Genomic DNA, 11,098 nt, shown 5'->3' on the forward strand with positions numbered 1-11,098 from the left:
TGGCGGGCGTCAGGCCTTCAGGTTGCGCTGCGCGAATTCCCAGTCGATCAGCTTGTCCAGCACCGCGTTGACATAGTCGGCGCGGCGGTTCTGGTAGTCCAGGTAGTAGGCGTGCTCCCACACGTCGACATTGAGCAGCGGAGTCAGTCCGGAGGTGAGCGGATTGTCGGCGTTGCCGGTCTTCACCACGCGCAGCTTGTCGCCGTCCTGCACCAGCCAGGCCCAGCCGCTGCCGAACTGGGAAATGGCGGCGCCGGCCAGCTGCCGCTTACAGGCGTCCACGCTGCCGAACGAGGCTTCTATTTTTTCCCTCAGCCCTTGAGGCGGGATACCGCCGCCTTTCGGCCGCATGCTGCGCCAATAGAAAGTGTGGTTCCACAGTTGGGCGGCGTTGTTGAACACGGCGGCATCGCTGGCGGGGCCGAAGGAGCGGGTGAGGATGTCCTCCAGCGGCAGGTCGGCGTAGTCGCGGCCGGCGATCAGCTTGTTCAGGTTGTCGAGGTAAGCCTTGTGGTGCTTGCCGTAGTGGAAGCCTATGGTGCGCGCCGAGATTACCGGCTCCAGCGCATTGTCGGCGTAGGGCAGCGGCGGCAGGACCTGGGCCGACGAGGCATGGGCGGCGCCTGGCAGGCCGGGCAGGGCCAGGGCGGCCAGCGAACCGGCGGCGGAAAGCAGGAAGCCGCGGCGGGAGAGTTCGGCGTTCGGGTCGGGCATGGCGATCTCCTAAAGGGGTCAGGGGGCGCGGGTGCGCCGTGGTCGATCACGCATGCAAGCACGATTCGGGATGTTCTGGTGGCCGCCATGGCCGGATGGACAGGGGAAAAGGCGCAGGCCGCCGCCGCGTGAGGCGGCGGCGGCCTGGGGACGGGCCGTTTAGCGCAGGTTCAGCGCCTTGACGGTGTGCCGCACCTCATCGGACAGCTGGATGTCCTGGCCGAATTCTTCGACCCAGTGGCCGGCCTGGAGGAAGGCGTAGCGGGCGCGCGAGCCGTTCTCGGCGTGCCAGCCTCCCTTCAGGTGGCCGTCGAAGTGGAAGTCGCCGACGCGCGGGGAGGCCGGGTCGATGGGCAGGCGGAAGCCGTTCAGGAACAGCTCGATGTCGCCGCCCTTTTCCTCGTAGCGGCCTTGCACCGGGTTTTCGAAAATCAGCGGGTGCTGCAGCGCCTGGGTGATGACGGCGCGGCCGCTGACCTGGCGGGCCGGCGGATAGACCGACAGCTGCAGGTGCAGGTTGTAGCCGCCGGCCACGCCGGGCTTGAAGACGTTGTAGCTGACGATGAACAGTCCGGACTTCTGATCGCGATCTTGGCTAGCCATGAGAGACTCCTTTGAATCGGATGACAGTTGACGGCGCCGGTAAGCGCGCGTCCCGAATTGCCTATTCGCGGCGCCACGGTAGCGGCGCCACCCGCACTTTATATAACGGATAAAAATAAAAATCGCCGTCATTTAGAACAGTTTGGAATTTTATGCCCATCGGGAAGGTAGGCTGGCGGCTGGTAGCGATGACAACCATGCGCGGGGCAGGGTTGCATTCCGCCATCTTTGCGCCACACTAGCGCCATCACCAACCCAGACGAGGAATCCAGAACATGGCAACCGTAACCCTGCGCGGCAATCCGGTGGACGTGGCGGGCAAGCTGCCGGCCAAGGGCGAGCAGGCCCCGGCGCTGCAACTGACCGGCGCCGATTTGGCCGAGGTGTCGCTGGCCAGCTACGCCGGCAAGCGCAAGATCCTCAACATCTTCCCCAGCGTGGATACCCCGACCTGCGCGACGTCCGTGCGCAAGTTCAATGAGAAGGCGGCCGCGCTGGCCGACACCGTGGTGTTGTGCGTGTCCGCCGACCTGCCGTTCGCGCAGAAGCGCTTCTGCGGCGCCGAAGGCATCGAAAACGTGGTGACCCTGTCCACCTTCCGCAACGGCAGCTTCGCCGAAGCCTACGGCGTCAAGCTGGCCTCCGGCCCGTTGGCCGGCCTGACCGCGCGCGCGGTGGTGGTGCTGGACGCCGACGACAAGGTGCTGCACAGCCAGCTGGTGGGCGAGATCGCCGACGAGCCGGATTACGCAGCCGCCCTGGCGGCGCTGTAACGCGGCAAGCCATTTGTCGCAGGCAAAGAAAAAGCCGACCGCGAGGTCGGCTTTTTCGCATGCGGGACCGGCGCGCTCAGCCGCGCTGCTCAGCCAGCTTGCCGGATGCCTTGGCTTCCTGCTGCATCGCCTCCACCAGTTTCGGGTCGTGCTCGTCGCGCAGGTAGCGGGTGTACCAGCCGCTGTTGACGCCCCAGAAGTAGAAGCCCAGCGAGGCCGCGGCCACCACGGCCATGTCGACGCCGTACGGCAGCAGGCCGATGCCGCCGAAGTCGACGCTGCCGATATAGGACAGCAGCGCCATCGCCGGCAGGTAGAGCACCATCCACAGCGCGCCCTTCAGCTCGCGGGCGAATTCGGGCCAGCCGGCCTTGGCCTGGTACCAGATGTAGACCGGCAGCGCGGCCACGATCAGGAACAGGATCTGGCCGGTCAGCGGCCAGCGCGCCCAGTACAGCACCAGCGACGCGCAGACGAAGGCGAACGGCGCGACCACCGACAGGCCGGCCAGGCGCAGCGGGCGCGGCAGATCCGGCGCACAGCGGCGCAGCGCGGCGGCGCTGATCGGGCCGGTCAGGTAGGAGATCACGGTGGCGACCGAGATCACCGCCGCCAGCGTGCCCCAGCCGCGGAAGAAGAACAGGAACACGAAGGACACCGCCAGGTTGAACCACATCGCCGGGCGCGGAATGCGGTACAGCGGGTGGATGCGGCCGAAGATCTCCGGCATGGTGCCGTTGCGCTGCATGCCGTAGATCATGCGCGAGGTGGACGCCATATAGGTGGCGCCGGTGCCGCTGGGGCTGACGAAGGCGTCGAAATACAGGGTCATCATCAGCCAGTTCAGGCCCAGCGCCATCGCCAGCTGCGCGAACGGCGAGCTGAAGTCCAGGCCTTTCCAGCCGTGCGCCAGCTCGGACGGCGACAGCGCGCCCAGGAAGGCGACCTGCAGCGCGACGTAGATCACCGCGGCCAGCAGGATGGAGCCGACCACGCCGAAGGGCACGCTCTTGCCCGGATTGCGGGCTTCGCCGGCCAGGTTGATCGGGCTTTGGAAGCCGTTGAAGCTGAACACGATGCCGCTGGTGGCCACCGCCGTCATCACGCTGGCCCAGCCGAACGGCGCGAAGCCGCCCATCGCCGGGTTGTTCAGGTTCTCCGAGTGGAAGCCGCTGTAGATCAGCGCGCCCACGGTCACCGCCGGCACGATCACCTTGAAGATGGTGATGGCGCTGTTGGCCTTGGCGAACAGTTTCACGCCCCAGTAGTTGAGCAGGAAGTAGGCGATCACCAGCACGGCGGCGAAGGACAGGCCGACGGTGCTCAGCTCGCCGTTGTGGTACAGGTTCTGCGCCCACGGATAGGGCCAGGTGCTCATGTACTGCACCGAGGCTTCGGCCTCGATCGGAATCACCGACACGATGGCGATCCAGTTGGCCCAGGCGGCGATGAAGCCGAGCAGCGAGCCATGCGAGTAGCGGGCGTAGCGCACCATGCCGCCCGATTCCGGGAACATGGCGCCCAGTTCGGCGTAGCTCAGCGCGATGGAAAGAATGATCACCATGCCGACAATCCAGGCGACGATGGCGGCCGGGCCGGCGATCTGCGCCGCGTGGGCGGCGCCGAACAGCCAGCCGGAACCGATGATGGAGCCAAGGCCGGTCAGCATCAGCGCGATCGGACCGATGTGGCGGGAGTGTTGTTGTTGCAAGGGCGAATCTCCAGTCATTTGAACGATGACGGGCAACGACTCTCCCGCGGCGGCGCGCACGCGCCGGACGTGCCTGGAGGAAGTTGCCCACATAGCCGGGTGGGCCCGGTCTTATGTAAATCGCGCCTGCCTGCCGGGCAGGCGGACCGCGTCGGCGGTAGCGCCGCAGCGGCCAGGGGGTGTCGAAACGGCCGGCTTCGGCCGACGACGGAAATCATGATGTTGCGCCCGACTGCCGGCGTTTCTCTGAATTTTGTCCGACATATCGACCCGAATTTTCAGGTGCGCGGATTGTAACGTAATGTGAACAATTTTTGCTACAACTTATATGTCTTGAAATCTTCTTGTCATCAATGGCGGCTACGATGGGGGCCCCGAAGTCTCACGCAGCACCCGCCATGTCCCTGATCAAACGCCTGTGGCTGACCATCGCCTTTACCCTCGCCAGCCTGGCGCTGGCGATGGCGCTGACCGGCCAGCAGCTGTATTCCTTCACCCGCCACGTCGACAACTACAACCGTCTGCAGCAGCTGGCGGCGAATTTGCAACAGCTGAAGGCTGTCTCCCTGTCGTTTTCCCGCGCCGATCCCTTGTTGCCGGAAACCGCCGAGCGGCTGAAGCAGGCGGAACGGCAGGTGGCCGCTCTGCGCCGCGACATCCATGAAGCGTTGCCGGCGGCCGACGCCGGCGCCTTCGACGGCGCGCTGCGCGACCATTGGCAGGCTTACGCCGCCAATCTGGGCAGCGCTATCCGCATCGCCGAGACCGCGCCGCAGGACGCGCTGTCGATTCCGGAGCAGGCTTATCAGAACGATCTGGCGCCGCTGGTCGCGCAGATCGACGCCCAACTGAAGCAGCGCGACGGCGAGCTGGCGGGGGAAAAAGCCGGGCTGGCCGCGGCGCTGTCGCGGCTGGCGCCGCTGATCCTGGGGCCGTTGGCCTTGGCCAGCGCGCTGGTGGTGCTGATCCAGCTGACGCTGGCGCGAAGGCTGCGCCGCCAGCTGGCGGCGATGGCGCAGGCCGCCGACGCGCTGGGCGAGGGCAACCTGGCCGTGCGCCTACCCGACCGCGGCGGCGACGAGCTGGCGCACGCGGCGTCGCGCATCAACCGTTTTCTGGACCATTTGGCTGGACTGCTGGACGAGGTGCGCCGCCACGCCGGCGCCAACCAGGACGACAGCCGGCGCTTGCAGCTGCTGACCCGGCAGAGCGCCGACGCCAGCCGCCTGCAGACGCAGAAGAGCCAGCTCAGCAACGAGGCGGCGGCGGAGATCGCCGGCCACGCGGAGCGGGTGGGGCTGCATATCGAGGCGGCGCTAGACTGCGCGCGCGGCGCGGCGGCGGCCACCGAGGACGCGCGCCGGCAGGGCGAGCACAACGCGGAAACGATGAACCTGCTGGCCGGACGCATCGCCACCGCCAACCAGGAAATGCAGACGCTGGGCCAGGCGCTGTCGGCGATCGGTCAGATCAGCGCGCTGATACGCGACGTGGCGGATCAGACCAATCTGCTGGCCTTGAACGCCGCGATAGAGGCGGCGCGCGCCGGCGAGGCCGGCCGCGGCTTCTCGGTGGTGGCCGACGAGGTGAGGAAGCTGTCCGAGCGCACCGCCTCCGCCACCAGCGGCATTTTCGACAGCCTGCGGCAGATGGAGCAGGCCAAGGGCGCGCTGGGGGAGGCGATCGCCGCCGCCGGCAGGGCGGGCCGGGATGGCCAGGACGCGCAGTTGGCGCTGGACGGGGCTTTGGCGGCGGTGGACGGCGCGCTGGCCGGCCTGGGCGAACTGATGGCCGACATCGGCGCCGCGCGCGAGCGGCAGACCCAGGCCGGCGGCAATATCCGCCAGCACGGCCATGAGTTGGCCAGCCTGGCCCAGCACATCGAGCAGCAGATGCGCGAGGCGGAACCGTTGATGGAGCAGCTGGCGGAATCCGCCGGCGGGCTCAACCGGGCGCTGGCTTGGTTCCGGTTGGATGCGCCGGCCGGCGGCGCGGCTGAGCGGACGATGGTCCCGCGCGGGCGGGCGCGGCTGTCGCCGGCTTAGCGGCGTGCGGGGAAAGCCGCCGGCCGCGGCTTGCGGCGCACCACCACGGTGCGCGCCAGCTTGTCGTGCCAACCCTGCTTGCGGGCGTCGATGCCCACCCACAGCAGGCCCAGGCCGAAGGGAATGGTGGCGACGAAATAACCCAGGTAGCGCAGCGCCGCCTGGCCAGGCTTCAGCGGCGCGCCGGTGTCGGCGTCCACCACCCGCACGCCCAGCATCATCTTGCCCGGCGTCGCGCTCTTGTAGATCCAGAACAGGATAATGGCGACGGCGGGCAGCAGGTAGTTGACCAGGCATTCCGCCAGCGAGCCGGCGCCGCTCAGCTCAGCCAGGTCCGGCAGCCCGCCGGCCGACGCCGCTTCGCGTCCGGCCAGCAGCCACAGCAGCGGCGCCGACACGATCAGCAGCAGAATGGTGTCGGCCAGGCTGGCCAGCACCCTGGCCCAGAAACCGACGTATTCCAGCTCTTGTTCATGGATTTCCGGTACATCCGCCATCGCTCAATCCTCCAGATTGACCTTGTGCTTGTCGGCCACGCGCAGATAGTGCTCGGCCGAGTATTTGAAGTAGGCCAGCTCCTTGTCGGTCAGCGGCCGCGCCTGCTTGACCGGATTGCCCAGGTACAGGTAGCCGGACTGCAGCCGCTTGCCCGGCGGCACCAGGCTGCCGGCGCCGATCAGCACCCGGTCCTCGATCACCGCGCGGTCCAGCACGATGCTGCCGATGCCGATCAGCACCTCGTCCCCTATGGTGCAGCCGTGCAGCGTCACGTGGTGGCCGATGGTGACGTGGCGGCCGATGATCAGCGGCGCGCCCTCCGGATCGGCGGCGCTTCTGTGGCTGACGTGCAACATGGCGTGGTCCTGCACATTGCTGTTCTCGCCGACGTGGATGCGGTTGACGTCGCCGCGGATCACCGCGCACGGCCAGACCGAAGCGCCAGTCTCCAGTTTCACCTCGCCGATGACCACGGCAGCCGGGTCGATGTAACAGCCGTCCGCGATCTCCGGATGGTGGCCGTCGTACTGGCGGATATTGCTTTTCATCGTTTCGTCCTTATCTCTGGGAGCATGCATTGTGCCGGCCGCGCGCGCCGGCGCGCAAATTCCCTTATCATAATTGGTCCGCCCCGACAGGATGTTGAAGCCATGAGCCAGAACCCCTTACTTGATTTCTCCGACCTGCCGCGCTTCGACGCCATCAAGCCGGAGCACATCACCCCCGCCCTCGATGTATTGCTGGCCGACGCCCGCGCCGCCATCGATGCCGTCGTCGCCGCCGGCGGAGACAGCTGGGACGCCGTGGTGGAGCCGCTGACCGACGCCACCGAGAAACTCGGCCGCGCCTGGGGCGTGGTCGGCCATCTGAACGGCGTGATGGGCAACACCGAGGGCCTGCGCGAGGCGTACAACGCCGAAATCCCGCGCATTTCCGCCTTCTTCACCGAACTGGGGCAGAACCTCGACCTGTTCGCCCGCTTCAAGGCGGTGGCGGCCAACCCTGAATTCGCCGCCGCCAGCGCCGCGCAGAAGAAAGTGATCGAAAACGACCTGCGCGACTTCCGCCTGGCCGGCGCCGAGCTGCCGGACGCGCAAAAGGCGCGCTTCGCCGAACTGTCCAGCCGGCTGGCCGAGCTGTCCAACCAGTTTTCGCAGCACGTGATGGACGCCACCGACGGCTTCAGCCTGTACATCGAAGACGTTGCCGAGCTGGCCGGCATTCCAGAGGACACGTTGGCCATGTACGCCGCGATGGCCGAGGCCGACGGCCAGCCGGGCAAATACAAGCTGGGCCTGCAATTCCCGCTGCTGTTCCCGGTGCTGCAGTACGCCGACAACCGCGCTTTGCGCGAAAAACTGTACGAAGCCAACGCCAAGCGCGCGTCGGAGTTCGGTCCGGCCGAGCAGGACAACGGCCCGCTGATCCGCGAGAAGCTGAAGCTGGCGGCCGAGGAGGCGCAACTGCTGGGCTTCGCCAACTACGCCGAGCTGTCGCTGTACACCAAGATGGCGGAAAGCCCGCAGCAGGTGATCGCCTTCCTGCGCGACCTGGCCCGCCGCGCCAAGCCCTACGCCGAGCAGGACCGCGCCGAGCTGGAGGCCTTCGCCCGCGACGAGCTGGGCCTGGACGCGCTGCAGGCCTGGGACATCAGCTACGCCAGCGAGAAGCTGCGCGTCGCCCGCTATGCCTTCTCCGAGCACGAAGTGAAGCAGTACTTCCCCGAGCCCAAGGTGCTGCAGGGCCTGTTCGGCGTGGTCGGCACCCTGTACGGCGTGCGTTTCGCCGAGCGCCGGGTCGCCACGTGGCACCCTGACGTGCGCTACTTCGAGATCTTCCAGGGCGACACCCTGCTGGGCGGTTTCTACCTCGACCTCTACGCCCGCGACGGCAAGCGCCCCGGCGCGTGGATGGACGACGTGCGCGGCCGCCGCCGCAAGGGCGAGCAGGTGCAGACCCCGGTGGCCTACCTGGTGTGCAACTTCAGCCGCCCGGTGGGCGACAAGCCGGCCTACTTCACCCACGACGAGGTGATCACCCTGTTCCACGAGTGCGGCCACGGCCTGCACCACCTGCTGACCCGCATCGAGGTGGCCGGCGTGGCCGGCATCAGCGGCGTGGAGTGGGACGCCGTCGAGCTGCCCAGCCAGTTCATGGAAAACTTCTGCTGGGAGTGGGACGTGCTGCAGGGCATGACCGCGCACAGCGAAAGCGGCCAGCCGCTGCCGCGCGAGCTGTACGACAAGATGATCGCCGCCAAGAACTTCCAGTCCGGCATGCAGATGGTGCGCCAGCTGGAGTTTTCCTTGTTCGACATGCTGCTGTACACCGCCGGCAATCCCGACAGCGTGGACTGGCTGGCGCTGCTGGAGCAGGTGCGCGACGAGGTGGCGGTCAACCGTCCGCCGGCCTACAACCGCTTCCCCAACAGCTTCAGCCACATCTTCGGCGGCGGCTACGCGGCCGGCTACTACAGCTACAAGTGGGCGGAAGTGCTGTCCGCCGACGCCTACGCCGCGTTCGAGGAGGCCGGCGGCGCCAATCCGCAGGTGGGCCGCCAGTTCTGGGACGAAATCCTGGCGGTCGGCGGCAGCCGCCCGGCGCTGGAGTCGTTCCGCGCCTTCCGCGGCCGCGATCCCGAAATCGACGCGCTGCTGCGCCACTCCGGCATGGCGCCGGAGGCGGCGTAAAAAAATTTCCGATTCCCGGAACTCGCCTGGAATAGTCCGGCTCTAATCTTTTGCTCAGGGTTGTCTTCCGGAGCAGCAAGCGAGCCAGACGCGTATCAGGGGTAGTGATATAGTGTCTATTGACGCCTCCGCCGACTGCGGAGGCGCTTTTTTTTGCCTTGCCGGCGGCGAGGCGCGAAAATCCCTCAACAGCCGGGCCGGCTGCTGCTATGGTGTCGGCCTTCATCCTTTCCCATTCTGGAGTCCCCGCCGATGCGCTTTGCCACCTGGAACGTCAATTCCCTGAAAGTCCGCCTGCCGCAGGTGCTGCAGTGGCTGGCCGAAACCGGCGTCGAAGTGCTGTGCCTGCAGGAACTGAAGATGGACCAGGGCGCTTTCCCGCTGGCGGAGATCGAGGCGGCCGGCTACCGCGCGGTCTGGTTCGGCCAGAAGACCTACAACGGCGTCGCCATCCTGGCGCGCACGCCGCTGGAAATGACCGACGTGGTCGCCGGCATCCCCGGCTACGGCGACGAGCAGCGCCGCGTGATCGCCGCCACCGTGAACGGCGTGCGGGTGATCTGCGGCTATTTCGTCAACGGCGAGGCGGTGGATTCGCCCAAGTACCCGTACAAGCTGGAATGGCTGTCCAAGCTGGAGGGCTACGTCGCCGCCGAGCTGGCCAGGCATCCGCAGCTGCTGCTGCTGGGCGACTACAACATCGCGCCGGAAGACCGCGACGTCTACGATCCGGAGGGCTGGCGCGAGCAGGTGCTGTGCAGCACGCCGGAGCGCGACGCCTTCCGCCGCCTGATCGCGCTGGGCCTGTCCGACAGCTTCCGCCTGTTCAACCAGGAGGAAAAGCAGTACAGCTGGTGGGACTACCGCCAGATGATGTTCCGCCGCAACAAGGGCGTGCGCATCGACCACATCCTGGTCAGCGACGCGCTCAAACCCCGCGCGCAGGCCTGCGAGATCGACAAGGCGCCGCGCAAGTGGGAGCGCCCGTCCGACCACACTCCGGTGGTGCTGACCCTGGCCGATTGAGCCGGTTTCCACGCGCGCGCAACGGCCCGGCCCTGTCCGGGCCGTTTCGTTTGTCTGCGCGCCGTTTCCGTCCAGGGGGCGAAACTGTCCTATAGATAGCTATAGACGGCAAGCTATCGATTAATGACGGGCGGGAGCGCGCGGGGCCATGGATCCTACGAGTCTGACCGAGGCGGGAGAGTTTCTGCACACCTTCGCCATCCAGGAGGATGACCTGAAACGTGTGAGGGCGATGGGCGAGGCGGTGCTGCCCAGGCTGGACGAGGCGATGGATCGCTTCTACGAATGGCTGCCGTCCCTGCCTGAGTACGAAGGCCTGTTCGCCCGGCCGTCGGCGCTGCGCAACGCGCGGGAGGCCCAGGCCGCCTATTGGCGCAGCTTCTTTTCCGGCGTGGTGGACGCCGCCTATCTTGCCGAGCGCGTGTGCGCCGGCGAAACCCATGCCCGCATCGGGCTGCCGCTCAGCTCCTATTTCGCCGGGGTCAACTACGCGTTCACGCTGTTTTGCGGCTATCTGAAAAGCGGCAGCCGCGAGACGGCGTCGCAGACCCTGCTGTCCACCGCCAAGCTGCTGCACATGGACACCGCGCTGGTGGTCGAGACCTACAGCCGGCTGCTGCACGAGCGGGTGCTGGAGCAGAGCCGGGCGATGATGGAAATGTCCACGCCGGTATCGATGATCTGGCAGGACATCCTGCTGCTGCCCATTGTCGGCATCATCGACTCCCAGCGCTCCCAGGGCATCATGGAAGGCATCCTGAGCAAGATATCCACCACCCGGGCCCGGGTCTTCATCATGGATATCTCCGGCGTGGCGGTGGTGGACTCGGCGGTGGCCAACCACCTGATCAAGATCACCAAAGCCACCCAGCTGATGGGGTGCGAGAGCCTGGTATCGGGCCTGTCCCCCGCCATCGCGCAGACCATCGTCCACCTAGGCATAGACACCGAGCAGATTTCCACCTTCGCCACCCTGCGCGACGCGCTGGAAGAGGCGTTCCGCAACTGCGGGCTGGCGATACGCCAGCTTGGATGAGG

Annotated in this window: 10 protein-coding genes; 5 read left to right on the plus strand and 5 right to left on the minus strand. The window is 67.0% G+C overall.

The window, feature by feature from the left end; all coding sequences use genetic code 11:
• Positions 1 to 9: 9 nt before the first annotated feature.
• On the minus strand, positions 10 to 714 hold the full coding sequence (locus CV_RS04235; protein ID WP_011134422.1) for a superoxide dismutase: 705 nt from the start codon (positions 712 to 714) through the stop codon (positions 10 to 12).
• A 159-nt stretch (positions 715 to 873) separates the two neighbouring features.
• Entirely contained in the window at positions 874 to 1,317 is a 444-nt protein-coding gene (locus CV_RS04240) for a DUF1842 domain-containing protein (protein ID WP_011134423.1), read from the minus strand.
• 275 nt (positions 1,318 to 1,592) lie between these two features.
• On the opposite strand from CV_RS04240, the gene tpx reads away from it, so the two are divergent.
• On the plus strand, positions 1,593 to 2,090 hold the full coding sequence (gene tpx, locus CV_RS04245) for a thiol peroxidase (protein WP_011134425.1): 498 nt from the start codon (positions 1,593 to 1,595) through the stop codon (positions 2,088 to 2,090).
• Positions 2,091 to 2,166: 76 nt separating this feature from the next.
• On the opposite strand, the gene CV_RS04250 is transcribed toward tpx, so the two are convergent.
• Positions 2,167 to 3,801, minus strand: coding sequence for an APC family permease (locus CV_RS04250; RefSeq protein WP_045052234.1), 1,635 nt, complete (start codon positions 3,799 to 3,801; stop codon positions 2,167 to 2,169).
• 398 nt (positions 3,802 to 4,199) lie between these two features.
• Here CV_RS04250 and CV_RS04255 point away from each other — a divergent pair, with 398 nt between their 5' ends.
• Positions 4,200 to 5,846, plus strand: a complete 1,647-nt coding sequence (locus tag CV_RS04255; protein WP_052278762.1) for a methyl-accepting chemotaxis protein — start codon at positions 4,200 to 4,202, stop codon at positions 5,844 to 5,846.
• Here the strand turns inward: CV_RS04255 and CV_RS04260 are convergent.
• Both CV_RS04260 and CV_RS04265 read right to left on the minus strand, forming a co-directional pair.
• The gene (locus tag CV_RS04260; protein ID WP_011134429.1) at positions 5,843 to 6,343 is read right to left on the minus strand and encodes an RDD family protein; all 501 of its coding nucleotides are present in this window, start codon (positions 6,341 to 6,343) and stop codon (positions 5,843 to 5,845) included. The genes CV_RS04255 and CV_RS04260 overlap by 4 nt on opposite strands.
• A 3-nt stretch (positions 6,344 to 6,346) precedes the next feature.
• A complete protein-coding gene (locus CV_RS04265; protein ID WP_011134430.1) occupies positions 6,347 to 6,892 on the minus strand; it encodes a gamma carbonic anhydrase family protein in 546 nt (181 codons plus the stop codon).
• Between the two features lie 102 nt (positions 6,893 to 6,994).
• Between CV_RS04265 and CV_RS04270 the strand changes: the two genes are divergently transcribed.
• The 3 genes from CV_RS04270 (at position 6,995) to CV_RS04280 (ending at position 11,096) form a co-directional block, all read left to right on the plus strand.
• The gene (locus CV_RS04270) at positions 6,995 to 9,034 is read left to right on the plus strand and encodes a M3 family metallopeptidase (RefSeq protein ID WP_011134431.1); all 2,040 of its coding nucleotides are present in this window, start codon (positions 6,995 to 6,997) and stop codon (positions 9,032 to 9,034) included.
• Positions 9,035 to 9,286: 252 nt separating this feature from the next.
• Complete coding sequence (gene xth, locus CV_RS04275) at positions 9,287 to 10,060, plus strand: exodeoxyribonuclease III (protein WP_011134432.1); 774 nt, start codon at positions 9,287 to 9,289, stop codon at positions 10,058 to 10,060.
• 148 nt (positions 10,061 to 10,208) lie between these two features.
• A complete protein-coding gene (locus tag CV_RS04280) occupies positions 10,209 to 11,096 on the plus strand; it encodes a protoglobin domain-containing protein (protein WP_011134433.1) in 888 nt (295 codons plus the stop codon).
• The last annotated feature ends 2 nt before the right edge of the window (positions 11,097 to 11,098 follow it).

The sequence above is a fragment of the Chromobacterium violaceum ATCC 12472 genome (genome assembly GCF_000007705.1).
Classification (GTDB): domain Bacteria; phylum Pseudomonadota; class Gammaproteobacteria; order Burkholderiales; family Chromobacteriaceae; genus Chromobacterium; species Chromobacterium violaceum.